Raw genomic sequence first — 26,769 nt, 5'->3', positions numbered from 1 at the left:
GAGAAGCGACGATGACCGAAGTGACACGGGAGCGGGTCGAGGCGGCCTACGCCGCCCTCGGTTCCGGCGACCGGGCCCGGATCCTGGAGTACTACTCCGAGGACCTGCGCTGGCTGGTGCCGGGCAGCCACCCGCTGGCCGGCTGGTACGAGAGCCTGGACGCCTTCCTGGAGCTGATGGGGCAGACCCACAAGCTCACGGGCGGCACGTTCCGCATGGACATCCAGGCCGTCCTCGTCGGCGAGGACTGCAGCGCCGACGTCTGCCGCAACGTCGCCGTGCGCGACGGCGCGGACCAGGAGAGCCAGTCCCCGTACGAGCGGATGGACTACCCGGTCTTCCACTTCATGCGGTGGCGGGACGGCCGGATCGTCGAGGGCCGCGACGGGCTCTTCGGGGACTCGGCGACCGCCTTCAGCCAGTTCTGGGCGCCGTTCGCGCCGGACGGAACCCGCCGGGACCGATAGGGGGAGGAGCGCGATGAGCGCTGTGGACGCACGACAGATCCTTGAGAAGTACTACGAGTACGCCAACGCCGGGGACTGGGACCGCTGGTGCGACCTGTTCGCCGACGACCAGGTCATGGACGAGCAGCTCGCCGGACACATCGAGGGCCTGGAGGTCCTGCGCTCGATGATGAAGGGCATGGGGACGATGTACCGGGTCTTCCAGAACAAGCCCGTGCACTTCCTCGTCGACGGGGAGAAGGCCGCGGCCGTCTCCCACATCAGCGCCGTCAGCCCCTCCGGCAAGGCGATCGAGGCCGAGGTCATGAACTTCTTCCGGATCGTGGACGGAAAGATCGCCTACATGGCGAACTACCACGACACCGTCCCCTTCCAGGTGCTGAGCCAGGGCTGAGGGAGGCCGACTCGTGGCGATCGCCGAGAGAGATGAGTACGACTACGTCATCGTGGGATCCGGCACCGCGGGCAGCGTCCTCGCGAACCGGCTCTCCGCGGACCCGGACGTCTCCGTCCTGGTCCTGGAGGCGGGCGGCAACCGCATCCCGCCCGAGGTGGACGACCCGTCCTCCTGGTACAAGCTGCTCGGCGGGCCCGTCGACTGGGGCTACACCAGCGTCCCGCAGCCCGGGCTCGACGGCCGCCGTACGTACGAACCGCGCGGCAAGGCCCCCGGCGGCAGCAGCAACCTGTACATCATGATGCACATCCGGGGCCACGCCTCGGACTTCGACAACTGGGCCTACCAGGGCGCCGCCGGCTGGGGTTACGAGGACGTCCTGCCGTACTTCGCGCTCCTGGAGGGCCAGGAGGACGCCACCGCCGCCACCACCGGCACCCGCGGCCCGCAGCGCATCACCAACGCCGGGCAGCACGGCCCCAACCCGGTCTCCCGCGCCTTCATCGACGCGGCCGTCGAGCTCGGCCACCAGGAGATCGCCGACTTCAACACCGACGGGCCCCGGCGCGGCCTCTTCGGCACCGGCTGGCACCACATAGACGTGGCCGACGGCCGCCGCCAGGGCACGCTCGCCGCCTATCTGGAGCCGGCGCTCGACCGCTCCAACCTGACCCTGCGCACCAGCGCCCAGAGCACCCGGCTGCTCTTCGACGGCGACACCTGCACGGGCGTCGAGTACGTACAGCTCGCACCGCCCGCCGAGTTCCCCGGCCGGACCGTGCGCGACGGCCACAGCGCCGCCGCCGAGCCCGGGCTGCACTCCGTACGGGCCCGCCGGGAGGTGATCGTGGCGGCCGGGGCGATCGAGTCCCCGAAGCTGCTGCTGCTCTCCGGCATCGGCGGGCCGGAGCAGCTGCGCGCGCACGGCATCGAGGTGACCGCGGCCCTGCCCGGGGTCGGCGAGAACTTCCACAACCACGTCCTGACCGGGCTGATGGCCGAGGTCACCCAGGAGCTCCCGCCGCCGGCGCAGAACCTGTCGGAGAGCGCTCTGTTCCTCTCGTCCCAGCCCGGCCTGCCCGCCCCCGACCTGCAGATCGCCTTCGTCCATGTGCCGTTCGACGTGATCGTCGGCAAGGACCACCCGAACACGGTGAGCATCCTGCCCGGTGTCGTACGCCCCGTCTCGCGCGGCTGGATCAGGCTCGCGAGCGCCGATCCGCTGGCCCACCCGCTGATCAACCCGAACTACCTCGGCGACCGGTGGGACCTGGAGCGGATGGTGCAGGGCGTCAAGCTGGCCCGGGAGATCTTCGCGACCTCGGCCTTCTCGCCCTGGTACAAGCAGGAGCTCCAGCCCGGCCCCGGCTACGGCACCGACGAGGACCTGCGGACCTTCGCGAAGCAGAAGTCGGAGAGCTACCACCACCAGGCCGGCTCCTGCCGCATGGGCATCGACGACCTCTCCGTCGTCGACCCCGAGCTGCGGGTGCACGGCGTACGCAACCTGCGCGTCGTCGACGCCAGCGTGATGCCCGCGGTCCCGTCGGGCAACTGCCACACCGCCATCGCGATGATCGCCGAGCGCGCGGCGGACTTCCTGAGGGGGGTGTCCCGTGCCTGACGCCGTGCTGCGCGAGGGTGCGCTGAGCGGGACCCGGATCGCGGTCCTGGTCGAGAGCGACTTCTACGAGCCGGAGATCTTCTACTACCAGCACCGGTTCGCCGAGGAGGGCGCCGAGGTCGACTTCCTGACCCGGCTGTGGGGCAACGACTCCATCACCTTCTCCGGGCACGAGTACCGGGCGCCGTTCACCGCCGACAAGTCCCTGGAGGGGCTGAGCGACGAGGAGCTGCGCCGGTACGCGGCGATCATCGTGCCCTCGGGCATGGTGGCCGACCGGCTGCGCTACACCGAGGACGTCGACGTCCTGGCGCCGGCTACGGAGCTGCTGCGCCGGGCCTTCGAGGAGCCGACGGTCCTCAAGGGGATCATCTGCCACGGCATGTGGCTGGCCTCCTCGATCCCGGGCAAGGTGCGCGGCCGCAAGGTGGTCTGCCACAACAACCTCATCGGTGACGTCCGGAACATGGGCGCCGAGTACGTCGACGAGGACGTGGTGGTCGACGGGGACCTGGTCACCGGCCGCACCGGCGCCCACCACCACCTCTTCGCCCGCCGGATCATCGAGCTGATCGCGGCGGGGCGGGGCCGGAGGACCGGCTGATGGCCGCAATGGTCTGGTCGCACGTGGGCCTGAACTGCACGGACCAGAAGACCACCGAGGAGTTCTACACCCGGTACTTCGGCTTCACCCGGGCCCGGGTGGTCGATCTCGGGGAGGCCCAGATCGTGTTCCTGCGCCGCGGGGACGCGTACCTGGAGCTCTTCGCGGCCGGCACCGAACCGGCCCGGCAAGCGCACGAGGACGGGCCGCAGGCCCCGGGCCGGATGCGCCACCTGGCCTTTCAGACCGACAGCGTGGACGCGTTCCTGGCGGAGCTGGGGGACGCGGCCGAAGTGACCCTGGGGCCGCTGGACTTCGACGACTTCATCTGCGGCTGGCGGACCGTGTGGGTCCGCGATCCCGACGGGGTGATCGTCGAGGTCAGTCAGGGATTCGAGGACGACCGCTCACACGACAAGGACGGTGCATGACATGGCGGACGCCGTGAGCTTCTCCTTCTCCGACACCATCGCGGGCTACGTCGGCCGCTTCGACTCCGAGTCCCGCCTGCTGCGGCTGAAGACCTCGGACGGCCGCGAGTTCGACGTCTCCCTCGCCGGGGACCCGAGTGCCGAGCTGGTCCGCAACCTGGACGAGCCGTACATCGACGCCTCCGGGCACATCGACGAGATGCTCTCGCCGGGCCGGTTCCTCTTCGTGTACGGCGTCCACTACCCGGAGCACGGGGGCCGCTTCGAGGCCAAGCGCCTGGTGTTCCTGGGCCGCGGCGCCGAGGACTACCGCTTCGAGGAGCCCAGCTGGTGGGTCAAGCAGATCGAGTCGCTGGCCGACTTCTACAAGCGGGCGCAGTTCGGCGAGGGCCCGGTGGACTTCACCGAGTACCGCACCGAGATCCGGCTCGGCGGTGACAAGACCGCCAGCCACGTCCAGGAGACCGACACGATCTCCCGCCTGGTCTACGGCATGGCCTCGGCCTACCTGCTGACCGGCAAGGACGAGTACCTGGAGGTTGCCGAGCGCGGCACCGAGTACCTGCGCAAGCACATGCGGGTCGTGGACAGCGAGGAGGACGTGGTCTTCTGGTACCACGGCATCAGCGTCGACGGTGACAGTGAGCGCAAGCTGTTCACCTCGGAGTTCTCCGACGACTACGACGCGATCCCGATGTACGAGCAGATCTACGCGCTGGCCGGCCCGATCCAGACCTACCGGGTCACCGGTGACATCCGGATCAAGAACGACGCGGACGCCACCATCCGGCTCTTCGACAAGTTCTTCCTCGACCGCGAGCAGGGCGGCTACTACTCGCACATCGACCCGATCCTGTTCAGCGCGGACCACGAGTCCCTCGGCGAGAACGCCGAGCGCAAGAACTGGAACTCGGTCGGCGACCACGCGCCCGCGTACCTGATCAACCTGTACCTGGCGACCGGCGACCAGAAGTACGCCGACTTCCTCGAGTACACCTTCGACACCATCGCGGACAAGTTCCCGGACTACAAGAACAGCCCCTTCGTCCAGGAGCGCTTCTTCCGCGACTGGTCGCACGACACCGCGCACAGCTGGCAGCAGAACCGCGCGGTGGTCGGGCACAACCTGAAGATCGCCTGGAACCTGATGCGGATGAACTCGCTGAAGCCGAAGCCGGCCTACGAGGAGCTCGCCCGCAAGATCGGCGAGATCATGCCGGCCGTCGGCAGCGACGTGCAGCGCGGCGGCTGGTACGACGTCGTCGAGCGGGTCAAGGACGGGAACCAGGAGACGTATCGTTTCGCCTGGCACGACCGCAAGGCCTGGTGGCAGCAGGAGCAGGCGATCCTCGCCTACCTCATCCTGAACGGCACGGTCGGCGACGACGCCTTCCTGCGCGAGGCCCGGCAGGCGGAGGCCTTCTACAACACCTTCTTCCTCGACCACGACGAGGGAGCGGTCTACTTCAACGTGCTCGCCAGCGGTACGCCGTACCTGCTCGGCACGGAGCGGCTCAAGGGCAGCCACTCGATGTCCATGTACCACTCGGCGGAGCTCTGCTACCTGTCCGCCGTCTACAACAACCTGCTCATCAACGGGCGGGAAATGGACTTCCACTTCAAGCCCGACCCGACCAACCTGCCCGACCGCGTGCTGCGCGTCTCGCCCGACCTGCTTCCCGCGGGCTCGGTGCAGATCGCGTCCGTCGAGATCGACGAGAAGCCGTACCGGGACTTCGACGCCGACGGCCTCACCGTCCGGCTGCCCGACGTCCAGGGGCGGGTCAAGGTCAAGGTCCGGCTGCGCCCGGTGACTTCATAGCGCTCAACGGGGGGCGCCCCGACAAGAGGGGAAAGCAATGTCTCTGAACGTCAAGGAACGCCGCAACAAGGGCGGTACCGTCCTCGTCGCCACCGGCGAGATCAACAGTGAGACCTCCGGACAGCTGCTGCAGGCCCTGCTGCCGCTGGTCCGCGAGGGCCGGCCGCTGCGCATCGACCTCACGGCCGTCACGTACGTGTCCAGCGCGGGCCTGCGCACCCTGCTCGTCGTCTACCGCGAGGCCCAGCACGCCGGGGTCGCGGTCACCCTGTACGGGGTGAGCGAGGAAGTCCGGTTCGTCATGTCGGCCACCGGCTTCCTCGACTTCTTCGAGACCGGCGAGGCGGCGGCCGCGGAGGCCAAGTCCAAGGCCAAGACCGTGAAGAGCGCGGTCGCGCGATGACCGAGGCCCAGTCCGAGCAGGTCCTGCGCGTCGACGCGTACCCGACCCACGAAGTGGGCGGGTACCGCGTCCGCGCGGGCAAGCCGTTCCCCTTCGGGGCCAATGTGGTCCCCGGCGGGGTCAGTTTCTCCGTCTTCTCCGACCAGGCGACCTCCATGACCCTGGTCATCTTCAAGCGCGGAGAGCCCGAGCCGATGGCCGAGCTGGAATTCCCCGAGGAGTTCCGTACCGGCAGCGTCTTCGCCATGACGGTCTTCGGCCTCGACCACGAGAACATCGAGTACGGGTACCGGGCCGACGGCCCCTACGACCCGGTCACCGGTCACCGCTTCGACGCCCGGCAGGTCCTCTCCGACCCGTACGCCCGGCTGATCGCCGGCCGCGACGTGTGGGGCGTGGAGCCGGACCGCAGCCGTGGCTACCAGTACCGCTCGCGCGTCTGCCTCCAGGACTTCGACTGGGGCGACGACACGCCGCTGCGGCTCCCCGCCGAGGACCTCGTCGTGTACGAGACCCACGTGCGCGGCTTCACCCGGCACCCCTCCTCGCAGGTCACGGCCCCCGGTACGTTCGCGGGGCTGCGCGAGAAGATCCCGTACCTGAAGGAGCTCGGGATCAACTGCATCGAGCTGCTCCCGGTGTTCGAGTTCGACGAGAGCGACAACCCGCGGACCGACCCGGAGACGGGGGAGCGGCTCTTCGACTACTGGGGCTACAACACCGTCTCGTTCTTCGCGCCCAAGGCCGGCTACGCGGCCACCGGACGCTACGGGATGCAGGGCGACGAGTTCCGCACCCTGATCAAGGATCTGCACGCGGCCGGCATCGAGGTCATCCTCGACGTCGTCTTCAACCACACCGCCGAGGGCAACGAGCAGGGCCCGACGATCTCCTTCAAGGGGCTCGACAACGCCACGTACTACATGCTCACGCCGGAGGGGTACTACTTCAACTTCAGCGGCACGGGCAACACGGTCAACTGCAACCACCCCGTCGTGCGCAACTACGTGCTCGACTGCCTGCGCCACTGGGTCGCCGACTACCACATCGACGGCTTCCGCTTCGACCTCGCGGCCATCCTCGGCCGGGACCTGGACGGCACTCCGCTGCCCAACCCGCCCCTGCTGGAGCTGCTCGCCTACGACCCGGTCCTGCGGCACACCAAGCTCATCGCCGAAGCCTGGGACGCGGGCGGCCTCTACGAGGTCGGCAACTTCCCGGCGTACGGCCGCTGGGCGGAGTGGAACGGGAAGTATCGCGACACCGTGCGCAGCTTCCTCAAGGGCGACCCCGGGGTGACCGGGGAGCTGGCCACCCGGATCGCCGGCTCGCCCGACCTGTACTCGAGCCGCGGCACCTCCGCCTCGGTCAACTTCCTCACCGCCCACGACGGTTTCACCCTGGCCGACCTCGTCTCGTACAACGACAAGCACAACGAGGCGAACGGCGAGGGCAACAACGACGGGGCCAACGACAACAACAGCTGGAACTGCGGGGCCGAAGGACCGACGGACGACCCCGAGGTCAACAGGCTGCGGCTGCGGCAGATGAAGAACGCCCTGGCCATCCTCTTCACCAGCCAGGGCATCCCGATGCTGCTGGCCGGCGACGAGGTCGCGCGTACCCAGCAGGGCAACAACAACACGTACTGCCAGGACAACGAGCTGTCCTGGTTCGACTGGGACCAGGTCGACGGCAACGCCGAACTGCTCCGGTTCACCCGGGAGATGATCGCGTTCCGCGGGCACCACCGCGAACTGCGCTCCACCTCCCACCCCACCGGCCAGGTCCGCGAAAGCCTCGGACTGCCGGACATCAGCTGGCACGGCGAGCGGGCCTGGCAGCCCGACTGGTCGGCGCAGAGCCGGCTGCTCGCGGTGGCCCGCTGCGGCATCGGGGACGACGACGTGGTGTACGTGGCCATGAACTCGCACTGGGAGGCGCACGACCTGGAACTGCCCGCGCTGCCGCACGGGCGCAGCTGGCACCTGTTCGCGGACACGGGGGCCGAGGCCCCGCACGACATCCGCACCCCGGGCGGCGAGGCCGAGCTGGAGAACGACGGGAAGTACCTGATCGGTCCGCGCTCGGTCGTGATCCTGGTCGGCCGGACGCCCGATCCCGAGCTCTAGCCGCATCAGCCGCACTGCTCTGACCGAACGCTCCAACCGTACGGCCGAAGGAGACCTGACATGCCGCTTTCCGTGTCCCTGAGCATCGAGGGCGACACCACCGTGATCGAGCTGGCGGGCGAGCTGGACGCCAAGACCGCGCCGGACTTCCACCAGACCATCGAGAAGGCCGCCGGGCACGGCACCGGCACGGTCGAGATCAGGATGGCCGGTGTCGGCTACATGGCCAGTGCCGGACTGCGGTCCCTGGTCTTCGCCCAGCAGAAGGTGGCGAACCACGTGACCATCAAGGTGGTCGGCGCGATCGAGCCCGTGTCCCGGACCATCCGGACGGCCGGGCTGGACCGCAGCATCGTGCTCTCCGATGAGTGAATCGCATGAGTGACATGGTCGAACTGGCGAGGACGCCCGCCGAACTGGAGGTGCCCGCCACCATGGGGGCACTGGGCGAGATCGCCTCGTTCGTCCTGCGGCTGGCCGGCCGGGCGGCCCTGGACAAGGGCGCCGCGTACCGGATCCGGCTGGCCGTGGACGAGCTGGCCACGAACATCGTGATGCACGGGTACCGGGGCGGCGACGGGCGGATCACCGTCCGCGGCCGCTCCGGTCCCGGCCGGGTGCAGATCTCCATAGCGGACTCCGCACCGGCCTTCGACCCCGTCGAGGGCTGCCTGCCCCCCGCCCCCGGGGTTCCCCCCGAGCGGCGGCGGGTCGGCGGACTCGGCATCCACCTGGCGCTGACCAGCGTGGACGAATTCAGCTACGTACGCAGGGACGGCCGCAACATCAGCACGCTGACTGTGAAGGCTGAGGGGACGGACCCATGCCCTCCACGACCGTGATCATCCTCGACGAGTACCCGCCGCCTCCGCTCGAACTGCTCGACGCGCTGCGGTCGATGGACGCGGAACTCGTCGCCCGCACCCTGACGGAGCTGCTCAACGACCCGCCGGACGGGCTTCCCGTCGCCGACGTGCTCCTCGCCCCGGCCGAGGCCGACGGGGAGTCGGTGCGCCTCGCGGTACGGCGGCTGCGCCGCTGGGCCGGAGCCCCCATCGTGGTCGTCTGGACGGTGACGGAGTTCGCCGCCCTCGAGGAACACGTCCGGCTCGGCCACGACTACCTCGTTCCGCCTTTCCTGCCCGCCCTCGTCGGGGCCCGGCTGCACAGCTGCTCGGAGCGCGCCGGACTCGGCCGCACCCTGCGCGAAGCCGATGCCCGCGCCGAACTCATGAGCTATGAGAAGGAGTTGGAGATCGGCCGGGAGATCCAGGCCGGCTTCCTGCCCGAATCGCTGCCGGTCCCCGAAGGCTGGGAGATCGACGTCCGGTTCCGGCCCGCCCGCCAGGTCGCGGGGGACTTCTACGACGTCTTCGAGATCTCCCGCGGTCGCCGCCTCGCCTTCGTCGTCGCCGACGTCTGCGACAAGGGGGTCGGCGCCGCGCTGTTCATGGCGCTGATCCGCTCGCTGCTGCGGCACACCGCCGAGAACAGCGGACTGCAGCACCTGGTGGCAGCCGGACGGGCCGGCGGCAGCCGGCGGATTCCGGTGGTCGGCGCGACACCGCTGCTCAACGCGGTCACCGCCACCAATGGCTACCTGACCCGCAACCATCTGAGGCAGGGCTACTTCGCCACCCTGTTCTTCGGTGTGCTCGACCCGCTGACCGGCAGCCTCGTGTACATCAACGGGGGCCACAACGCGCCGCTGCTGCTGCGCGCCGACGGCGGCGACCCGCTCGCCCTGGAGGTCACCGGCCCGGCCGTCGGGGTGCTGCCGGACTGCGTGTACACCCTCGGCTACGCCCAGCTGAACCCCGGCGACACCCTGTTCGTGTTCACCGACGGGGTGCCGGAGGCCCGCTGCCCCAGCGGCAGCTTCCTCGGTGACGAGCGGATGCTGGAGCTGCTCGCCGGCCCCCCGGTGAGCGGCAGGGAGGTGGTCGACCGGATGGACACCGCCGTACGGGAGCACACGGGAACGGCCGAGCAGCACGACGACGTCACCATGCTGGCCCTGCACCGGCCACGCGCGGCGCGGGGGCCGCACGCGGACCGGACCACGGCGGCCCGTACGGCGGTGGCCTGATGACCCGGACCATCGTGGTGCATTCGCACCGCGGCGGCACCGGGAAGTCCTCGGTACTGGCGAACCTGGCCCTGCTCATCGCGGGCGAGGGACGCCGGGTGGGGGTGGTCGACACGGACATCCAGTCGCCCACCCTGGACCTGCTCTTCCGGCTCGGCCCGGGCCCCTCCCTGGCCGACTACCTGCTCGGGCGCTGCGAGATCGAGGCCACGGCCCAACAGGTCGGCGTGCCCGGGCTGTACGTCGTACCGGCCCGGACCGGGACGGCGGCGCTGCGCGAGCTCATGACGAGCGGCTACGACGTGGGGCTGCTGCCGGAGGGCTTCGACCGGCTGGCCGGGCACTACGGACTCGACGTGCTGCTGCTCGACACCCACGCCGGGCTGAACAACGAGTCGGTGACCGCCATGGCGAGCGCCGACGTACTGATGATCATGGCCCGGGCCGACCGGATCGACCTCTCCGGAGTCGAGGAGACCATCGCCCTGGCCGGGCGGCTGGCCTGCCGGCGGGCTCTGGTCATGAGCATGGCCCCCGAAGGCATCGACGGGGAACGGGTCCGCCGGCGTGCCGAGGAGGTGTACGGCGCCCCCCTGGCCGGAATCCTTCCTTATGTGCCGGAAATGGCCGCCCTGTACGGCGAGCGCATATTCGCCGAAGCTCATCCCGACCACCCCCTGGTCGGTGAATTCCGCACCATCATCTCCGCGTTGGACGCACCTCACGAAGTATCGCGCGCCTGACGCTCCCCCCTTACGCCCCCTGCGGGGGGCGTGTTGAATCGGCAGCGATTCCAGAACAAGGAGAACAGTCATGAAGATTCTCGTCGTCATGACGGCCAAGGCAACGCTCCATCTGTTGGACGGGGAACAGCACCCCTCGGGATTCTGGGCCGAGGAATTCGTCGTTCCCTACACCCTCTTCAAGGCCGCAGGCCACACCGTGGAGGTGGCGACGATCGGGGGACAGGCCCCCACAGTCGACCAGACCAGCATCGACCCCCAGTTCCTCCAGTGGGTCCGCCCCCAGGGCTCGCCGGACCAGGACGCCGCCAACGCCGCCGAGTACGTCAGAGTCATCGAGAACACCCCCCAGCTCAAGAACCCCATCGCGGTGGAATCCCTCACCGAGAAGGACATCGCCGACTACGACGGCATCTACGTGAGCGGCGGCCACGGCGCGATCGGAGACCTGCCCAAGTCCGACGAGCTCGCCCAGATCCTGCGGTGGGCCATCGCCGCGGACAAACCGCTCGCCACCGTCTGCCACGGCCACACCTCGCTGCTCGCCCTGCGCGACGGCGAAGGCCACTGGCCGTTCGAGGGCTACAGGATGACGGCCTTCTCCCACAGCGAGGAGATGGTCACCAACATGGCCGGCCGGCTCCCGCTGATCCTCGAGGCCGAGCTCACCCGGCTCGGCGCGCGCTACGAGAAGGCCGAGGCGATCTGGGACTCGCACGTGGTCGTGGACCGCAAGCTCACCACCGGCCAGAACCCGTACTCCTCCAAGGCCCTTGCCGAGACGTTCTTACGGCAGCTCGCGCAGGGCTAGCACGACGCCCCGCCCCCGACACCCCCGAAAGGCAGCCATGACCAAGCGCGCGCTCAGCGACCAGCCCTTGGCCAACCCCGGGAAGCTGTTCATCGGCGGCACATGGGTCTCGGCCCAGGACGGCCGTACCGAGCCGGACATCAGTCCCGTGGACGGACAGGAAATCGTACCGGTGGCCCAGGCCACCGCCGCGGACGCGGATGCGGCCGTGGCCGCCGCCCGCCATGCGTACGAGGAGGGTCCCTGGAGCAGACTGTCCGCCCAGGAGCGCGCGCTGCGGCTGAACCGGGTCGGTGAGCTCATCGAGCGCGACCTGGAGGAGATCGCCCTGCTGGAGACGGTGGACATGGGCAAGCCGTTCGCCTTCTCCAGCACGGTCGACGCCCCCATGGCCGCCCAGCTCATGCACTACTACGCCGGCGCCGTGACCCGCGTCGACGGCTCCTCGCGGGCCCCGGCCGGCGGGCAGCTCGCGTACACCCTGCGCGAGCCGCTGGGCGTGGTCTGCGCGATCACCCCGTTCAACTTCCCGCTGCTGCTGTCGATGACGAAGATCGCGCCGGCGCTGGCGGCGGGCAACACGGTCGTCCACAAGCCCTCCCCGGCCACCCCGCTCACCGCTCTGAAGATCGCCGAGCTCTTCCAGGAGGCGGAGATCCCGGACGGTGTGCTGAACGTGATCACCGGTCCCGGTGTGGAGCTCGGCGAGACCCTGACCGACCACCCGGGCATCGACAAGATCGCCTTCACCGGCTCCACCGCGGTCGGCCAGTCGATCATCCGCAAGTCGGCCGGGACCCTGAAGAAGGTGACGATGGAGCTCGGCGGCAAGTCGGCCAACATCGTCTTCGCCGACGCCGACCTGGACGCCGCCGAGGAGCTCGCCTTCTTCGGCATCTACTACAACAAGGGCGAGATCTGCACCGCCGGCTCCCGGCTGCTGCTGCAGCGCCCCATCCACGACGAGCTGGTCGAGCGCCTGGTCCGGCGCGCCGCCGCCCTCAAGCCCGGCGACCCGCGCGACCCGGAGACCCTGTTCGGGCCGCTGGCCCACCGCGGCCAGTTCGACAAGGTCAGCTCGTACATCGAGGTCGGCGAGAAGGAAGGCGCCGTGCTGCGCACCGGCGGCACCGGCTGGACCCCGGAGGGGGCCTCCAGCCAGGGCCTGTACTTCCTGCCGACCGTCTTCACCGGCGTCGACAACAGCATGCGGATCGCCCAGGAGGAGATCTTCGGGCCGGTCCTGTCGATCATCCCCTTCGACACCGAGGACGACGCGATCCGGATCGCCAACGACAGCGCGTACGGCCTCGCCGCGGGCGTCCACACCAAGGACCTGCGGCGCGCCCACCGGGTGGCCTCCCAGATCAAGGCCGGCACGGTCTGGGTGAATTGCTACAACCAGTACGACCCCTCCGTGCCGTACGGCGGCTACAAGGCCTCCGGATACGGGCGCGAGTGCGGACCGGAATCCCTCGAGAGCTACACCCAGACCAAGTCGGTCTGGATCGGCATGGACTGAGCGACGGCGGACTGAGCGACGGCCGACTGACCGACTCAGCGACCGACCCAAGAACCGAGTAGGAGCGGCAATGCGCACAGGCATCATCGGCACCGGGCGGATCGGTTCCACCCTCGCGCGGATCCTGGTGGCGGCCGGGCACGAGGTCTTATTGGCCAACGCCCGCGGCCCCCGTTCCATCGGCCCCTTACTGGCCGAACTGGGCCCGGCGGCCTCGGCGGCGCACCCCGCCGAGGTGGCCGACCAGGCCGAACTGCTGGTGTTGATGGTGCCTTATGCGAGCATCCGCGGGCTCCTTGCGCCCGCGGCCGTACAGGACAAGGTGCTGGTGGACGCCACGAACGCGTTCAGCGGCCCGGACGCGCCCGCGGATCTGGGCGGGCGCAGCTCCAGCGAACTGGTCGCCGAGTGGTATCCCGGCGCCCGGGTCGTGAAATCCCTGAACACCATGCATTTCGAGACTCTCGCCGTCGCTGGCACCGCGGGAGGCGAACGCCTGGCCCATTTCACGGCGGGCGACGACGAGAAAGCCAAGGAAATCGTCGCGGGAATCATCACGGATCTGGGATTCGCCCCCGTCGACACCGGCTCGCTGCACTCCGGAGGAATTCTCCAGCAGCCCGGCGGGCCCCTTTTCAACCGGCCGCTCACGGAAGCGCAGGCGCTGGCATGGATCTCTCACTGAACGTGAACGGAAGACCCGAGCAGTTCTCGGCCGAGCCGAACGAACTGCTGGTGGAACGGCTCCGTGACGGCCTCGGGCTGACCGGCACCAAGGTCGGATGCGACACCGGCCAGTGCGGCACCTGCGTCGTCCAGCTCGACGGCCGGTCCGTCAAGAGCTGCCTGATCCTCACCGCGTCGGCCGCCGGCTCCCGGGTGACCACCATCGAGGGGGTCACCGCACGGGGCGGCGAACTCACCGGCCTCCAGGAGGCCCTGCGCCAGGAGCACGGCACCCAGTGCGGGTTCTGCACCCCCGGCATGGTGATGGCCCTCGGCGAGCTCGTCGAGAACACCGCGGACCGCGAGGCGCCCTCCGAGCCCGAGATCCGCGAGTGGCTCACCGGCAACCTGTGCCGCTGCACCGGCTACCACAGCGTCGTACGGGGCGTGCAGCGCGCCTGCTCCGCCGCCCGGGCCGAGATCCCCGAGGAGATCGGCGAGAGCGCCGCGGTCTCCGCCGCCGCGTCCGGGTCCGGGTCCGCCGCGGCGTCCGCGTCCGGCAAGGAGGTGTGAGGGACATGACCGCAGTGACGGGGGAGGCTCCCCTCCAGGGATCGGGCGTGCTCGGACAGCCGCTGGACAGCCGCGAGGATCCGCAGCTGCTGCGCGGCGAGGCCACGTACGTGGCCGACATCGACCTCCCGGGCACCGCCCACATGGCGATCCTCGGCAGCCCGGTCGCCCACGCGAAGATCCTCTCCATCGAGACCAAGGCCGCCGAGCAGATGCCGGGCGTGCTGAAGGTGGCCACCGCGGCCGACTACGCCGACGTCATGCCGCTGCCCTGCATCTGGATCCCCGGCGGCGTCGAAAGCCACTTCCCGCCCCACCCCTACGGACTTCCCGGCGCCCGCCCGGTCCTGACCGGCGACGCCGTCCGGCACGTCGGCGACCCGATCGCCGTGGTCGTCGCCGAGACCCCGCGCCAGGCCGCCGCCGCGCTGGCCGCCATCGCCGTCGAGTACGAACCGCTGCCCGTGGTCACCCGGGCCGACGAGGCACTCGCCGAGGGCGCGCCCCAGCTGCACGAGGCCGTACCGGGCAACCTGAACGCGTACTGGACCTGCGGCGACAAGGACCGCACCGACGCGGCCATCGCCGGGGCCGAGGTCACGGTAGAGCTGGATCTGGTGAACCAGCGCACCATCAACAGCCCCATCGAGCCGCGCGGCGCGGTCGGCGACTACAACGCCGCCACCGACGAGTACACCCTCTACGCGTCCACCCAGGGCCCGCACAACCACCGCTTCCTGCTCGCCGCGCTGGTCCTCGGCATCCCGTTCAACAAGCTCCGGGTGATCGCCCCGACCGTCGGCGGCAGCTTCGGCACCAAGGGCTACCTCTACCCCGACATGGCGCTGGTCCTGCTGCTCTCCAAGGCGCTCGGCCGGCCCGTGAAATGGGTGGACACCCGCACCGGCCTGATGAACTCCACCGTCCAGGGCCGCGACCACCGCCAGCACGTGGTGCTCGCCGGCACCCGCGACGGCCGCATCACCGCCGTGCGCGCCACCAGCTACGCCAACCTCGGCGCGTACCCCTCCACCATCGGCCCCGGTGTCGCCACCGCCCTGATGGGACGTTCCATCAGCGGCATGTACGACATCCCCGCCGCCTTCTGCGAGGTGTACGCCGCCTTCACCAACACCGTCTCGCTCGGCGCCCAGCGCGGCAGCGGGCGCGCCGAGGCCGCCTTCCTGATGGAGCGGCTCGTCGACCGGTACGCCTCCGAGATCGGCATGGACCCGGCGGCCGTCCGGCGCAAGAACCTGGTGCCGAACGAGAAGTTCCCGTACGACAACGGCCTCGGCTGGACGTACGACTCCGGGGACTACCGGCTGAACTTCGACAAGGCGATGGAGCTGTCGGGCTACGCCGACATGCCCGCCCGCAAGGCCGAGGCCCGCACCCGCGGCAAGCGGCTCGGCGTGGGCCTCGCCACCTACGTGGCCATCTGCGGCGTCGGCCCCTCCACCCGGATGTCCAAGGAGGGCATGCTCGGCGGCACCTGGGAGAGCGCGAACATCCGCGTCCACCCGACCGGCGAGGTCACCGTCACCGTCGGCTCCGCCTCCACCGGCCAGAGCCACCACACGGTCTTCGCGCAGGTCGCCGCGGACGAGCTCGGCATCGACCCGGCCCAGGTCCAGGTGTACGAGGGCGACACGCTGAAGGCCCCGTACGGGCAGGGCACCTACGGCTCGCGCTCCTACAGCATGGCCGCGCCCGCCGTCGCCCTCACCGCCCGGAAGCTCAAGGCCAAGCTGGTCAAGGCGGGGGCGGTGTTCCTCGGCATCCCCGAGGACAAGGTCGTCTACGCGGGCGGCAAGGTCTACGAAGAGGGCAACGAGGAGAACACCAAGACCTTCGCCGAGCTGGCGATGGCCATGTGGTACGGCTGGGGGCTGCCCCCGGAGATCGAGCCCGCCCTCGACGAGACCACCCACTTCGACCCGCCGGACTTCAACTACCCCTTCGGCACGCACGTCGCGGTCGTCGAGGTAGACGAACTCACCGGCGAGACCGAGGTGGTGGCGTACACCGCCGTCGACGACGCCGGCAACATCGGCAATCCGAAGATCGTCCTCGGCCAGATCGAGGGCAGCATCACGCACGGCCTCGGCCAGGCGCTGATGGAGGCCGCCGTGTACGACGAACAGGGCCTGCTCGTCAGCTCCGACCTGACCAAGTACGCCCTGCCGCGCGCCGCGGACGTGCCGTTCTTCACGCTCGACAAGACCACCACGCCCAGCCCGCACAACCCGCTGGGCGCCAAGGGCGCCGGCGAGATCGCCACCGTGCCGCCCGCCGCGGCCGTCGTCAACGCGGTCGTCGACGCCCTGTCCGACCTGGGCGTGCAGCACATCGACATGCCGCTCACCCCCGAGAAGGTCTGGCGCCGCCTGCGAGGAGAAGCCCAGTGATCCTCACCGAGTTCGACTACGTACGGCCCGCCGGCCTCGCCGAAGCGCTCACGCTGCTCTCCGGCACCCGGGGCGCCCGCGTGCTGGCCGGCGGCCAGAGCCTGCTGCCCGGGCTGCGCACCGGAGAGGCCACGGCCCGGCTGCTCGTCGACGTGCGCCACCTCGAGGAGCTCCGCGGCATCGAGCGGACCGCCGACGGGATCCGGATCGGCGCGCTGACCACGCTCGCCGAGCTCGCCGCCCACCCGGTCGTCCTCGCCGAGGCCCCGGAACTGGCGGCCGCCGCCCGGGCCAACGGGGACCCCCAGGTCCGCAACCTCGGCACCGCGGGCGGGAACCTGGCCGCCGGCGGGGACGCCACCGACCTGCCGGTCGCGGCCATCGCCGCCGACGCCCGGGTCGAACTGGCCGGTCCCGGCGGGCGGTCGGCCGTGACCGCCGAGGAGTTCGCGGCCTCGGGGGTGCCCGCCGGGTCCGTGGTCACCGCACTGCTGGTGCCCGCCGCCGGAGGGGCCGGCGCCTTCGAGAAGACCGCCGACCGGGCCACGCGCTACCCGGTGTGCGCCACCGCCGTACGGATCACCCCCGACGGGCCGCGCATCGCGGTCACCGGGGCCACCGCCCGCCCGCTGCGGCTGCGCGGGGTCGAGGACCGGCTGCGCGGTGGCCCGTACACGACGGAGGCCGTGCTCGCGGCCTTCCGCGCCGAGCCCAGGGAGCTGTTCGTCCCCGGGCGCGGCACCTCGGCCGAGTACCTCGGCCATCTCGCGGGGGTGCTGACCGCCCGCGCGCTGCAGAGGGCAGACCAGGCCCTCGCCTGACCGCCCACCACGGGGAGTTGACGCAGTGGCCGAATTGTCCAGGACGACCACGGGGGTTCCGGCGAAACCGGCCGCGCAGGCGGCCGCGGCCCCCAGAGGCTCCGGCTTCTGGGTGGTCGGCGCGGTCCTCGTCCTGCTGATGCTCTCCTCCTCCGTACCGTCCGCCCTCTACGTGCTCTACCAGGAGAGATGGGGCCTGTCCTCCGGCATGATCACGGTGGTCTTCGCGCTGTACGCGGTCACCGTGCTGATCGGGCTCCTGCTGTTCGGGTCCCTTTCGGACACCCTGGGCCGGCGCCCCGTGCTGGGCGTCGGCCTGGTCCTGGCGATCGTCTCCATGGGGCTGTTCGCCGGGGCCCAGGGGCTCGGACTGCTGCTCGCCGCCCGCGCCGTGCAGGGGCTCGCGGTGGGCCTGGCCACGGGGGCGATGGGCGCCGCCCTGCTCGAACTCACCCCGCGTTCGCGGCCGGCGCTCGGCGCCCAGGTCAACAGCGCGGGGCCGACGGTGGGGATCGGGCTCGGCGGGATCGGGGCCGGGCTGCTCGTCCAGTACGCGCCCGCCCCGACCGTGCTCAGCTACCTGCTGCTGGTCGCCGCCTTCGCGGTCACGCTGGTGGGGGTGGTCCGGATGAAAGAGAGCGCTCCCGGCGCACGCTCCGGCGGCCGGCTGCGGATCACCGCACGCCGGATCCATGTCCCGGCCGCCGTGCGGGGCCGGTTCGCGATCCTCGTCCTGACCATCGTCGCCGTCTGGTCGGTCGGCGGCTTCTACCTCTCGCTCGGGCCGCACCTGGCCCTCTCGCTGCTCCGCAGCACCAACTACCTGGTCGGCGGGGCCACCGTGGCCCTGCTGGCGGGCGCCGCCACCGCGGCCCAGCTGCTGCTGGGCCGCACCGAGGCCCTGCGCACCGCCGTCCTCGGCCTGTGCGGGCTGCTGGCCGGGCTCGGCCTGGTCCTGCTCGCGCTGGGCCTCGGCTCGGCCCCCGTGTTCCTCGTGGGCACGGCCGTCCTCGGCGGTGGCTGGGGCGCGGCGTTCCTCGGCTCCTTCCGGGCGCTGAGCGCGCTGGCCGACCCGGCGCACCGCGGCGAACTGACCGCCGCCGTCTACGTCTTCGCGTACCTCGCGATGAGCGTGCCGGCCGTGCTCGCCGGAATGCTCACCAACATCCACGGCCTGCACCGCACCTCGGTCGGCTTCATGGCCGCCGTCGCCGGGGTGTGCGCACTGGCCCTCCTCGTCACGCTGCGGCTGGCCGCCCGCACCCGGGCCGAAGGGAGCACCACATGAAGGCTGCCGACATGAGCACCGCCGAGCTGCGGTCGGCCCTGATCGGGCTGGAGATCTTCGCCGGGCTCACCGACGACCAGCTGGACTGGCTGGTCTCCGTCTCCGAGCCCCGGGTGCTCGCCGACGGGGAGGTCCTCTTCCGGGACGGCGAGGAGGCCACCGGCTTCCACGTCCTGCTCGCGGGCGGGCTGGTCGTCACCAAGGTCGTCGACGGCCGGGAGGAGGTGCTCACCCGGCACTCCACCGAGGAGGAGAGCGCGGCCGCCGAGGAGCACGACGGAAAGCCCTCCGCCGCGCACCGCTTCACCGGCGAGCTGCCGCTGCTGACGGACGGCGCGTACGTGGCCACCGCCGCCGCGAGCGGGCCGGCGACCACCGTCGTCGCGTACCCGAAACCGGTGTTCTTCGAGATGCTGACCCGCTGCCACGGGGTGGCGGCCGTCCTGATCCCGGTGCTGGCCTGGCGGATCAAGTCCTCCGAGGTACAGGCCCGCAAACGGGCCACCGTCGAAGCGCTCGGCACCCTGGCCGCCGGCCTCGCGCACGAGCTGAACAACCCGGCGGCCGCCGTGGCCCGGGCCGCACAGGAGCTGACACCGGCCCTGGAGGGGCTCACCCGGACCGCCCAGGCCTGGGGCGCCGCCGCGACGGGCGCGGAGCGCTCCGTACTCGACCGGCTGGCCGAGGAGCTCGACAAGCTGCCGCCGCCGGCCACCACCGACCCGCTCGCCCAGGCCGACGCCGAGGAGGAGATCGCCGACTGGGCCGAGGAGGCGGGCACCGAACGGCCCGGGCTGCTCGGCTCGGGGATCTCGGACCTCGGGCTGGAACTGGGCTGGCTGCTGGAGCGGCTGGAAGGGGTCGGGGAACCGGCCCTGCCCGCGGCCCTCGACCACCTGGCGGCCCTGCTGGAGATCCGCTCGCTCGCCGCGGAACTGCGCGCAGCCGGTCCGAGGATCTCCCAACTCGTCGCCGCCACCCGGGATTACGCCAATCTCGACCGGGCGCCCGAACAGCGCTTCGCGGTGGCCGACGGCCTCGAGAACACGCTGGTCGTGCTGCGCGCCAAGCTCTCCGGCATCACCATCGTGCGTGAGTACGAGCCAGGCCTGCCCGAACTGACGGGCTATCCGAGCGAGTTGAACCAGGTGTGGACCAATCTGGTCGACAACGCGGCCGAGGCCATGGAGGGCGCCGGCACCCTCACCCTGCGGGTCCGCGCCGAGGGCGTGTGCCTGGTCGTGGAGATCGCCGACACCGGCCGGGGCATCCCCGAGGACTCCCTGCCGCGGATCTTCGAGCCCTTCTACACGACCAAGGACGTGGGGAAGGGCACGGGCCTCGGCCTGCACCTCAGCTACCGCATCGTGACCCAGCGCCACCACGGCTCGATCACGGCCCGCTCGCGTCCCGGCGAGACCCGGATGGTCGTCCGGCTGCCGCTCACCGCGGCCGCCGCCTGCGCCGAAACACCTGATGAACCCACCTCCACCCGCTCCACCACCAGTTGAAAGAATGGAGTCGACATGGCCAAGTACGACATCTCCACCCTGCACCCGGTGTTCGTCCGTCAGATGGAGGCCCTGGCCGCACTGGACATCGAGGCGGTGATGAAGAACTACACCGACGACGCCGTGCTGCTGCGCTTCGAGGGGGTCTCGGTCGGGATCGACGCCGTGCGCGAGACGTTCACGGGCTACCTGACGGTGAAGCCGACGCTGGTGGAACTCCAGGAGTACATCGAGACCGAGGACACGATCTTCTACCGCGCGATCATGAACCTGAACGGCGAACCGGAGCACGCGTTCGGGACGCTCGTGGTCCGCGATGGCCGGATCTGGCGCCAGACCGCCGGTTTCGGCGGCTGACCACCGATATCTGGGTAGCGTGTGCGGGGAGGGCGAGGGCAGCGCCCTCCCCGCACGTGCAAGCCCCGCCGGAGATCGAGGCGGGGCTGGTGGAATGGCAAAGGGGAGGTCATGGAACACGAAACCGGGCGTGTCGAGGCATTCAGTGACGGTGTATTCGCCATCGTCATTACGATTCTGGTCCTGGAACTAAAGGTTCCGAAGGAAACGGGATCGGACTTCTGGCACGGGGTGTGGGAACAGTGGCCGCACTATGCCGCATACGTGGTGAGCTTCCTCATCATCGGCGTGATGTGGGTGAACCACCACACCATCTTCAGTCACCTCAAGCGGGTGGACCGGCCGCTGTTGTTCCTGAATCTCCTGGTGCTGATGGTGGTATCGGTGATTCCGTACACCACCACCGTGCTCGCCGAGCACCTCGTCGAGGAGGGCGGCTCCGCCAACGCCGCCGCGATCCTTTACAGTTCGGTCACCGTCGCCTACGCGCTGGCGTTCCTGGCCTTCTGGTGGTACGTCACCCGCGTCGGCCACCTCTTCCACGAACGGGTGGACAAAGAGGGCGCCCGGGCCACCCGCGTACGCTTCGGCCTCGGCGCCGTGGCGTACCCCATGACCGTTCTCCTGTCCTTCTTCTCCGCACCGCTCACTCTCGCCGCACACTTCCTCATCGCGCTCTACTATGCGGCGAACCAGATCCCCATCCCCCTCGTGGTAGAGGAAGAGCGGCTCGAATCTGCCAGCGACCTCAGGAAGTAGCCGCCGGGGCCTACGGCCGTTCTGTACGGTCAAGTAGGGTATTGGATCTAGTGGTCGCGGGGGAGGCCCAGATGGCTCGCGTAGTTCTGCCGGAGGATTCCACCAAGGAAATCTCCGAATTGATCGACGTCCTGATCTCTCTTTTCTTCGAATCCTTACCCCGGCGGGACCAGCGCAACTGGGCCCGTGTTTATCTCAACGGCCTGGTGCGGACCAGTGGGAAGAAAACAATCCGTAACATCGCCGGAACCGGGGCCAGTTCCGTCGAGCAGAGCCTCCAGCAGTTCATCAGCAAGTCCCCCTGGGACTGGACCCCCGTACGCCGCTCCCTCGCCCAGTACCTCGAGCGCACTGCCCAGCGCCCGCTGGCCTGGGTGGTCCAGCCCATGGTCATAGAGAAGGCAGGTGACCGCTCGGTCGGCGTCGGCCGGCAGTTCGTCCCCCAGCTCGGCCGCACCGCCAACTGCCAGCAGGCCAGTGGCATCTGGCTCGCCTCCAGCGAGGCCAGCTTCCCCGTCGAATGGACCCTCACCCTCCCCGGGCCCTGGACGAGCGAACTGCTGCGCCGCCGGCGGGCCGGCATCCCCGACACCGCCCGCTCGCTCACCCCCGCCCAGGACGCCGTACACGCCGTCCAGCGGATGGCCGCCACCTGGCAACTCCAGCGCCGGCCCGTGGTGATGGAGGTCGCCAACACCGACATCCCGCAGAGCATCGAGTCCTTCGCCCTGCAGGACATCCCCTTCGTCTTCAAGGTCGACGGCTCGCTGCCCGTCTCCTTCGGCGGCGCCGGCCGCCACAAGCCCGGGCCGCACACCGCACCCGCCCGCGAACTCATCGATTCCCTGCGCTCCCAGCGGCGCGTCGTCGAATGGACCCGGCACGGCCGCGCCGAAGGAGCAGTGACCCTGCTGACCTCGGCCGCCATCCTCGCCACCCCCGGCGAGGACCGGCTCGCACCCCTGCCGCCCACCCCGCTGCTGCTCGTCGGCGCCTGGAGCGAAGCCGCCCTGCTGCCCTCCGAGTTCTGGATCACCAACATCGGAGACCGGCCGCTGGCCCAGCTCTTCCTGCTCGCCAAACTCACCGACCGGGTATCCCTCGATTTCACCGAGACCTGCGAACCCGTAGGCATCCGTGATTTCGAGGGCCGCTCCTTCCGTGGCTGGCACCACCACGCCACGCTCGCGAGTGTCGCCCACGCCTCGATGCTGCTCGGTGCGCGCGGCCGGGTCCCCGACGGATTCCCCGGCCACGGACGGCCCGCGATCGGCGGGACGGCCGGTCCCGTGTCCCGTACCGGAGCGCCCGGTCCCGTGGCGCGCACCGGCCCGCCGGTGCTGTCGCCGCGGCCGCTGATCCCCGGCCAGAGCGCGAGACGCGAGTACATCCGCTGATGCTCGACATCGCCGAGGAACTACGCGCGTGGTGCGCCGCGCACCGCGAATTCGCCCTGGCCACCGTGGTCGCCGTCAGCGGGAGCGCGCCGCGCGGCCCGGGCGCCTCGTTGGCCGTCGACGCCGGCGGCACCGCGCTCGGCTCCCTCTCCGGGGGCTGCGTGGAATCCGCCGTGCACGAGCTCTGCCTCGACGCGATCGCCTCCGGCGAAGGGGGCGTGCACCGCTTCGGGTACAGCGACGACGACGCCTTCGCCGTCGGCCTGACCTGCGGGGGAGTCCTGGACGTGCTCGTCACCCCGGTGCGCGGGCACGACCCGGTGCGGCCCGTCCTCGGCTCCGTCCTCGAGGCCGCCGCCGGAGGGGCCAGAGCCGCGCTGGCCCGGGTGGTCTCCGGCCCGCCGCCGCAGCTCGGCCGGGCCCTCGCCGTCCACCCCGACGGATCCTACGAGGGCTGCCTGGGCGGGGGCCCGGCCCTGAACCGGGCCGCCGCCGGCCGCATACGGGACCTGCTGCTGGCCGGGCGCACCGGGACCGCCGAACTCGGCACGGCGGGCGGGCTGTGCGGGCAGCCGCTGACACTGCTCGTCGAATCGGCCGCCGAACCGCCCCGACTGATCGTCTACGGGGCCATCGACTTCGCCGCCGCCCTGGCCCGGATCGGGGCCTTCCTGGGGCACCGGGTCACCGTCTGCGACGCCCGGCCCGTCTTCGCGACGCCGGCCCGCTTCCCCGACGCCGACGAGGTGGTCGTGGACTGGCCGCACCGGCACCTGGCCGCGGAATGGGAGGCGGGCCGGGTGGACTCCCGTACGGCGGTCTGCGTCCTCACCCACGACGCCAAATTCGACGTACCCCTGCTGGCACTCGCCCTGCGGCTGCCGCTGGGCTACGTGGGAGCCATGGGATCGCGGCGCACCCACGCCGAACGCGAGCAGCGGCTGCGCGAGGAGGGGGTGCCGCGGGCCGCACTCGCCCGGCTGCGCTCACCCATCGGCCTGGACCTGGGCGGCGCCACCCCCGAGGAGACGGCCCTGTCCATCGCCGCCGAGTTCACGGCGGTCCGGTACGGCGGATCCGTCGTCCCCCTGGCGCAGCGCCGCGGTCCGGTGCACCGCGAGAGGACCAAAGTCCCGTAGGAACAGACCACGGGGCCCGGTATGTCCTGGACGATCGGCCCGGGCGGCATTAATGCCGGGCCATGGGAGAATGAAGTACGTGCGTTTCCTCGGCTGCCCCGCCTGTCGAGGCCGTAGACGGACCCTTCGATCGACTGGGATGTTCAGCACGTGCGTTTCCTCAATGACCAGAAGCCGCCGTACGACCTGACGTACGACGATGTGTTCATGGTGCCGAGCCGCTCCGCGGTCGGTTCCCGCCAGGGTGTGGACCTCTCCTCGCCCGATGGCACCGGTACCACCATTCCCCTCGTCGTGGCGAACATGACCGCCATCGCGGGCCGCCGCATGGCCGAGACGGTCGCCCGCCGCGGCGGCATCGTGGTCATCCCGCAGGACATCCCGATCGAGGTCGTCACCGACGTCATCTCCTGGGTGAAGACCCGCCACCTCGTGCTCGACACCCCGATCACGCTGGCGCCCTCCCAGACCGTCGCCGACGCGCTGTCCCTGCTGCCCAAGCGGGCCCACGGCGCCGGTGTCGTCGTCGACGCCGACGGCCGCCCGGTCGGTGTCGTCACCGACCACGACCTGACCGGCGTGGACCGCTTCACCCAGCTCTCCGAGGTCATGTCGAAGGAGCTCCTGCTCATCGACGCCGACATCGACCCCCGCGAGGCCTTCAACAAGCTCGACGCAGGCCACCGCAAGCTGGCCCCGGCCGTCGACGAGGACGGCAGGCTCGTCGGCCTCCTCACCCGCAAGGGCGCGCTGCGCGCGACCCTGTACACCCCGGCCACCGACGCCAACGGCAAGCTGCGCATCGCGGCGGCCGTCGGTATCAACGGCGACTTCGTGGGCAAGGCCAAGCAGCTGCTCGACGCGGGCGTCGACACGCTCGTCATCGACACGGCCCACGGCCACCAGGAGTCGATGATCAGCGCGATCAAGGCCGTGCGCGCGCTGGACCCGCAGGTCCCGATCGTGGCCGGCAACATCGTGGCCGCCGAGGGCGTCAAGGACCTGATCGACGCCGGCGCCGACATCATCAAGGTCGGTGTGGGCCCCGGCGCCATGTGCACCACCCGCATGATGACCGGCGTGGGCCGCCCGCAGTTCTCCGCGGTGCTGGAGTGCGCGGCGGAGGCGAAGAAGTACGGCAAGCACGTGTGGGCCGACGGCGGTGTCCGCCACCCGCGCGACGTGGCGATGGCGCTGGCCGCCGGTGCCGCGAACGTGATGATCGGCTCCTGGTTCGCCGGGACGTACGAGTCCCCGGGCGACCTCCAGCAGACCGCCGACGGCCGGTTCTACAAGGAGTCGTTCGGCATGGCGTCCGCGCGCGCCGTGCAGAACCGCACGTCGGAGGAGTCGGCGTACGACCGGGCGCGCAAGGGGCTCTTCGAGGAGGGCATCTCCACCTCGCGGATGTTCCTGGACCCGGCCCGTCCGGGCGTCGAGGACCTGATCGACTCGATCATCGCGGGCGTGCGGTCCTCGTGCACGTACGCGGGCGCGGGCTCGCTGGCGGAGTTCGAGGAGAAGGCCGTCGTGGGTGTCCAGTCCGCGGCGGGCTACGCCGAGGGCAAGCCGCTGCACGCCAGCTGGAGCTAGCTCCCCCTTCCGGTGGCCCCGGGCCCGTCCTCCGCGGACGAGCCCGGGGCCACCGGCGTTCCCGGGGACGGTCACCCGTGCACCCGGGGACCGTTCGGCGTGCCGTTCGACCGGTCGGCGCAGGTCGCGGGCGGCCCCGGCAGCGCAGCAGCGCCAGCGCCGGGCCCGGGTACTCGGGCAGCGCCGCCGCCGTCCGCCCGCAGGCCGCCACCGCCCCCCGGGCCGTGGCGGTGTCCCCGCTCTCCAGGGCCACGCGGACGATCTCCGACAGCACCCAGGGGCGCTCGTACGCCCCCGCTTCGTCCGGGCTGTCCGCCAGCGCGGGCAGCAGTTCGCGCACCGCGTCGGCCGGGCGGCCCGCGCGTTCCGCCAGCAGGGCCCGGGCCAGGAGCAGGTGCCCGCTGTAGCGGCGGGCCGCCGGGGCCGCGAACGCAGCGCGGTCAGCTCCCGCAGCAGCCGGGGATTGCCGCCCGCCTGCTCGGCGGCCTCCCGCAGCCGCGGCCCGGGCGGCGCGCCCAGCATTCCGCGGAGCAGCTCGGCCGACTCCGCCCCGGTCAGCGGCTCCAGCCGGACCGTGCGCCCGCGCGGCCCCGCGCCCAGCTCGACGCATAGCTGCTCCGCCTCCGGCCGCCGGGGCAGCGGCCGCCGGGTCGCCGCCAGAAGCAGCGGCAGCCGGTCCACCGCCCGGGCCAGGCGCTGCCACAGCAGCAGGCTGGCCGGGTCCGCCCAGTGCAGGTCGTCCAGCACCAGCAGCAGCGGGCGCTGGGCACACCACTCCTCGACCCCGGACACCAGCAGTTCCATGGCCGCAAGCCACGCCCCGCCGGGCTGCGCCGCCTCCCGGGCCTCCCGGAGCAGGGCGACCACGGCCGCCCGGCGGGCCCCCTCGGGGTGCAGGCAGTCCAGCGCGGCCCGCAGCGGCAGCCCCGCCGTGAAGGCGTCGGCGGCCCCGTAGCGCACCCGGCAGCCCAGCGCGGCCGCCTCGGCCAGCGCCTCGCGCACATGGGCGGTCCGGCCGGCGCCGGGCTCGCCCTCCACGATCAGGCGGCCCCCGCGGCCCCGTGCGCCGCCGCGCACCCAGTCCCGTAAGTCGTCACGCAGTCGTTCACGCCCGACCCGCACCTCGGCGATCCTCCCCAGACTGTCCCCGGGCTGCTGCCAGGGGGTACCCTCACCGGCCGGTCCGCGCCAGGATGGCATGCCCGGGGG

Annotated in this window: 25 protein-coding genes and 1 pseudogene; 25 read left to right on the top strand and 1 reads right to left on the bottom strand. The window is 71.1% G+C overall.

Annotation, left to right across the window (positions count from 1 at the left end; all coding sequences use genetic code 11):
• The first annotated feature begins 11 nt into the window (after nucleotides 1-11).
• From AB0I68_RS21235 to AB0I68_RS21115, 25 genes are all read left to right on the top strand, one after another.
• Nucleotides 12-467, top strand: coding sequence for a nuclear transport factor 2 family protein (locus AB0I68_RS21235; protein ID WP_363178878.1), 456 nt, complete (start codon nucleotides 12-14; stop codon nucleotides 465-467).
• Nucleotides 468-480: 13 nt separating this feature from the next.
• On the top strand, nucleotides 481-861 hold the full coding sequence (locus AB0I68_RS21230) for a nuclear transport factor 2 family protein (protein ID WP_363178877.1): 381 nt from the start codon (nucleotides 481-483) through the stop codon (nucleotides 859-861).
• A gap of 13 nt (nucleotides 862-874) precedes the next feature.
• Nucleotides 875-2,488, top strand: a complete 1,614-nt coding sequence (locus tag AB0I68_RS21225) for a GMC oxidoreductase (protein WP_363178876.1) — start codon at nucleotides 875-877, stop codon at nucleotides 2,486-2,488.
• Nucleotides 2,481-3,092, top strand: coding sequence for a DJ-1/PfpI family protein (locus tag AB0I68_RS21220; protein WP_363178875.1), 612 nt, complete (start codon nucleotides 2,481-2,483; stop codon nucleotides 3,090-3,092). The genes AB0I68_RS21225 and AB0I68_RS21220 overlap by 8 nt, the downstream gene beginning before the upstream one ends.
• A complete protein-coding gene (locus AB0I68_RS21215) occupies nucleotides 3,092-3,523 on the top strand; it encodes a VOC family protein (RefSeq protein ID WP_363178874.1) in 432 nt (143 codons plus the stop codon). The genes AB0I68_RS21220 and AB0I68_RS21215 overlap by 1 nt, the downstream gene beginning before the upstream one ends.
• Before the next feature lies 1 nt (nucleotide 3,524).
• The gene (locus AB0I68_RS21210) at nucleotides 3,525-5,345 is read left to right on the top strand and encodes an AGE family epimerase/isomerase (RefSeq protein WP_363178873.1); all 1,821 of its coding nucleotides are present in this window, start codon (nucleotides 3,525-3,527) and stop codon (nucleotides 5,343-5,345) included.
• 37 nt (nucleotides 5,346-5,382) lie between these two features.
• Complete coding sequence (locus AB0I68_RS21205; RefSeq protein ID WP_363178872.1) at nucleotides 5,383-5,748, top strand: STAS domain-containing protein; 366 nt, start codon at nucleotides 5,383-5,385, stop codon at nucleotides 5,746-5,748.
• Nucleotides 5,745-7,880 carry a glycogen debranching protein GlgX gene (glgX, locus tag AB0I68_RS21200; protein ID WP_363178871.1) on the top strand — a complete coding sequence of 712 codons (2,136 nt, stop codon included), beginning with the start codon at nucleotides 5,745-5,747 and terminating at the stop codon, nucleotides 7,878-7,880. The genes AB0I68_RS21205 and glgX overlap by 4 nt, the downstream gene beginning before the upstream one ends.
• A 60-nt stretch (nucleotides 7,881-7,940) precedes the next feature.
• A complete protein-coding gene (locus tag AB0I68_RS21195; protein WP_030157520.1) occupies nucleotides 7,941-8,252 on the top strand; it encodes an STAS domain-containing protein in 312 nt (103 codons plus the stop codon).
• Between the two features lie 5 nt (nucleotides 8,253-8,257).
• A complete protein-coding gene (locus AB0I68_RS21190; RefSeq protein WP_363178870.1) occupies nucleotides 8,258-8,722 on the top strand; it encodes an ATP-binding protein in 465 nt (154 codons plus the stop codon).
• The gene (locus AB0I68_RS21185) at nucleotides 8,704-9,969 is read left to right on the top strand and encodes a PP2C family protein-serine/threonine phosphatase (RefSeq protein ID WP_363178869.1); all 1,266 of its coding nucleotides are present in this window, start codon (nucleotides 8,704-8,706) and stop codon (nucleotides 9,967-9,969) included. Before AB0I68_RS21190 ends, AB0I68_RS21185 begins: the two co-directional genes overlap by 19 nt.
• Nucleotides 9,969-10,712: a MinD/ParA family protein gene (locus AB0I68_RS21180; protein ID WP_363178868.1), complete on the top strand. Its 744-nt coding sequence runs from the start codon at nucleotides 9,969-9,971 to the stop codon at nucleotides 10,710-10,712. The genes AB0I68_RS21185 and AB0I68_RS21180 overlap by 1 nt, the downstream gene beginning before the upstream one ends.
• 70 nt (nucleotides 10,713-10,782) lie before the next feature.
• Complete coding sequence (locus tag AB0I68_RS21175) at nucleotides 10,783-11,523, top strand: type 1 glutamine amidotransferase domain-containing protein (RefSeq protein WP_363178867.1); 741 nt, start codon at nucleotides 10,783-10,785, stop codon at nucleotides 11,521-11,523.
• Nucleotides 11,524-11,560: 37 nt separating this feature from the next.
• Nucleotides 11,561-13,045 (top strand): aldehyde dehydrogenase family protein, encoded by a 1,485-nt coding sequence (locus tag AB0I68_RS21170; RefSeq protein ID WP_363178866.1) that lies wholly within the window; start codon nucleotides 11,561-11,563, stop codon nucleotides 13,043-13,045.
• 70 nt (nucleotides 13,046-13,115) lie between these two features.
• Nucleotides 13,116-13,730, top strand: coding sequence for an NAD(P)-binding domain-containing protein (locus AB0I68_RS21165; protein ID WP_363178865.1), 615 nt, complete (start codon nucleotides 13,116-13,118; stop codon nucleotides 13,728-13,730).
• On the top strand, nucleotides 13,715-14,284 hold the full coding sequence (locus AB0I68_RS21160) for a (2Fe-2S)-binding protein (protein ID WP_363178864.1): 570 nt from the start codon (nucleotides 13,715-13,717) through the stop codon (nucleotides 14,282-14,284). Before AB0I68_RS21165 ends, AB0I68_RS21160 begins: the two co-directional genes overlap by 16 nt.
• Before the next feature lie 5 nt (nucleotides 14,285-14,289).
• The gene (locus tag AB0I68_RS21155; protein WP_363178863.1) at nucleotides 14,290-16,695 is read left to right on the top strand and encodes a xanthine dehydrogenase family protein molybdopterin-binding subunit; all 2,406 of its coding nucleotides are present in this window, start codon (nucleotides 14,290-14,292) and stop codon (nucleotides 16,693-16,695) included.
• Nucleotides 16,692-17,516 (top strand): FAD binding domain-containing protein, encoded by an 825-nt coding sequence (locus AB0I68_RS21150; RefSeq protein ID WP_363178862.1) that lies wholly within the window; start codon nucleotides 16,692-16,694, stop codon nucleotides 17,514-17,516. Before AB0I68_RS21155 ends, AB0I68_RS21150 begins: the two co-directional genes overlap by 4 nt.
• Before the next feature lie 25 nt (nucleotides 17,517-17,541).
• On the top strand, nucleotides 17,542-18,804 hold the full coding sequence (locus tag AB0I68_RS21145; protein WP_363178861.1) for an MFS transporter: 1,263 nt from the start codon (nucleotides 17,542-17,544) through the stop codon (nucleotides 18,802-18,804).
• Complete coding sequence (locus AB0I68_RS21140) at nucleotides 18,801-20,315, top strand: ATP-binding protein (RefSeq protein ID WP_363178860.1); 1,515 nt, start codon at nucleotides 18,801-18,803, stop codon at nucleotides 20,313-20,315. The genes AB0I68_RS21145 and AB0I68_RS21140 overlap by 4 nt, the downstream gene beginning before the upstream one ends.
• Nucleotides 20,316-20,330: 15 nt before the next feature.
• Nucleotides 20,331-20,672, top strand: a complete 342-nt coding sequence (locus tag AB0I68_RS21135) for a nuclear transport factor 2 family protein (RefSeq protein ID WP_363178859.1) — start codon at nucleotides 20,331-20,333, stop codon at nucleotides 20,670-20,672.
• A 111-nt stretch (nucleotides 20,673-20,783) separates the two neighbouring features.
• Nucleotides 20,784-21,431 carry a TMEM175 family protein gene (locus tag AB0I68_RS21130; protein WP_363178858.1) on the top strand — a complete coding sequence of 216 codons (648 nt, stop codon included), beginning with the start codon at nucleotides 20,784-20,786 and terminating at the stop codon, nucleotides 21,429-21,431.
• 71 nt (nucleotides 21,432-21,502) lie between these two features.
• Complete coding sequence (locus AB0I68_RS21125) at nucleotides 21,503-22,828, top strand: transposase (protein ID WP_363178857.1); 1,326 nt, start codon at nucleotides 21,503-21,505, stop codon at nucleotides 22,826-22,828.
• Complete coding sequence (locus tag AB0I68_RS21120; RefSeq protein ID WP_363178856.1) at nucleotides 22,828-23,967, top strand: XdhC/CoxI family protein; 1,140 nt, start codon at nucleotides 22,828-22,830, stop codon at nucleotides 23,965-23,967. Before AB0I68_RS21125 ends, AB0I68_RS21120 begins: the two co-directional genes overlap by 1 nt.
• 150 nt (nucleotides 23,968-24,117) lie before the next feature.
• Complete coding sequence (locus AB0I68_RS21115; RefSeq protein ID WP_363178855.1) at nucleotides 24,118-25,560, top strand: GuaB1 family IMP dehydrogenase-related protein; 1,443 nt, start codon at nucleotides 24,118-24,120, stop codon at nucleotides 25,558-25,560.
• A 717-nt stretch (nucleotides 25,561-26,277) separates the two neighbouring features.
• On the opposite strand, the pseudogene AB0I68_RS21110 reads toward AB0I68_RS21115, so the two are convergent.
• Nucleotides 26,278-26,760: pseudogene (locus tag AB0I68_RS21110) on the bottom strand (ATP-binding protein); the annotation flags it as partial.
• Between the last annotated feature and the right edge of the window lie 9 nt (nucleotides 26,761-26,769).

Origin of the sequence: Streptomyces sp. NPDC050448 (genome assembly GCF_040655295.1) — a bacterium.
In the GTDB taxonomy this organism is placed as follows: Bacteria; Actinomycetota; Actinomycetes; order Streptomycetales; family Streptomycetaceae; genus Streptomyces.
Note: the sequence above shows the minus strand (reverse complement) of the source record. Positions and strands in the feature narration are given on the sequence as shown.

Bases quoted from the DNA above. Each gene is read 5' to 3' on its own strand.
- AB0I68_RS21235 (WP_363178878.1), top strand. From the start codon at position 12: ATGACCGAAGTGACACGGGAGCGGGTCGAGGCGGCCTACGCCGCCCTC.
- AB0I68_RS21170 (WP_363178866.1), top strand. From the start codon at position 11,561: ATGACCAAGCGCGCGCTCAGCGACCAGCCCTTGGCCAACCCCGGGAAG.
- AB0I68_RS21125 (WP_363178857.1), top strand. From the start codon at position 21,503: ATGGCTCGCGTAGTTCTGCCGGAGGATTCCACCAAGGAAATCTCCGAA.
- AB0I68_RS21210 (WP_363178873.1), top strand. From the start codon at position 3,525: ATGGCGGACGCCGTGAGCTTCTCCTTCTCCGACACCATCGCGGGCTAC.
- AB0I68_RS21130 (WP_363178858.1), top strand. From the start codon at position 20,784: ATGGAACACGAAACCGGGCGTGTCGAGGCATTCAGTGACGGTGTATTC.
- AB0I68_RS21120 (WP_363178856.1), top strand. From the start codon at position 22,828: ATGCTCGACATCGCCGAGGAACTACGCGCGTGGTGCGCCGCGCACCGC.
- AB0I68_RS21180 (WP_363178868.1), top strand. From the start codon at position 9,969: ATGACCCGGACCATCGTGGTGCATTCGCACCGCGGCGGCACCGGGAAG.
- AB0I68_RS21185 (WP_363178869.1), top strand. From the start codon at position 8,704: ATGCCCTCCACGACCGTGATCATCCTCGACGAGTACCCGCCGCCTCCG.
- AB0I68_RS21160 (WP_363178864.1), top strand. From the start codon at position 13,715: ATGGATCTCTCACTGAACGTGAACGGAAGACCCGAGCAGTTCTCGGCC.
- AB0I68_RS21140 (WP_363178860.1), top strand. From the start codon at position 18,801: ATGAAGGCTGCCGACATGAGCACCGCCGAGCTGCGGTCGGCCCTGATC.
- AB0I68_RS21155 (WP_363178863.1), top strand. From the start codon at position 14,290: ATGACCGCAGTGACGGGGGAGGCTCCCCTCCAGGGATCGGGCGTGCTC.
- AB0I68_RS21205 (WP_363178872.1), top strand. From the start codon at position 5,383: ATGTCTCTGAACGTCAAGGAACGCCGCAACAAGGGCGGTACCGTCCTC.
- AB0I68_RS21230 (WP_363178877.1), top strand. From the start codon at position 481: ATGAGCGCTGTGGACGCACGACAGATCCTTGAGAAGTACTACGAGTAC.
- AB0I68_RS21190 (WP_363178870.1), top strand. From the start codon at position 8,258: ATGAGTGACATGGTCGAACTGGCGAGGACGCCCGCCGAACTGGAGGTG.
- AB0I68_RS21215 (WP_363178874.1), top strand. From the start codon at position 3,092: ATGGCCGCAATGGTCTGGTCGCACGTGGGCCTGAACTGCACGGACCAG.
- AB0I68_RS21165 (WP_363178865.1), top strand. From the start codon at position 13,116: ATGCGCACAGGCATCATCGGCACCGGGCGGATCGGTTCCACCCTCGCG.
- AB0I68_RS21135 (WP_363178859.1), top strand. From the start codon at position 20,331: ATGGCCAAGTACGACATCTCCACCCTGCACCCGGTGTTCGTCCGTCAG.
- AB0I68_RS21195 (WP_030157520.1), top strand. From the start codon at position 7,941: ATGCCGCTTTCCGTGTCCCTGAGCATCGAGGGCGACACCACCGTGATC.
- AB0I68_RS21175 (WP_363178867.1), top strand. From the start codon at position 10,783: ATGAAGATTCTCGTCGTCATGACGGCCAAGGCAACGCTCCATCTGTTG.
- glgX (WP_363178871.1), top strand. From the start codon at position 5,745: ATGACCGAGGCCCAGTCCGAGCAGGTCCTGCGCGTCGACGCGTACCCG.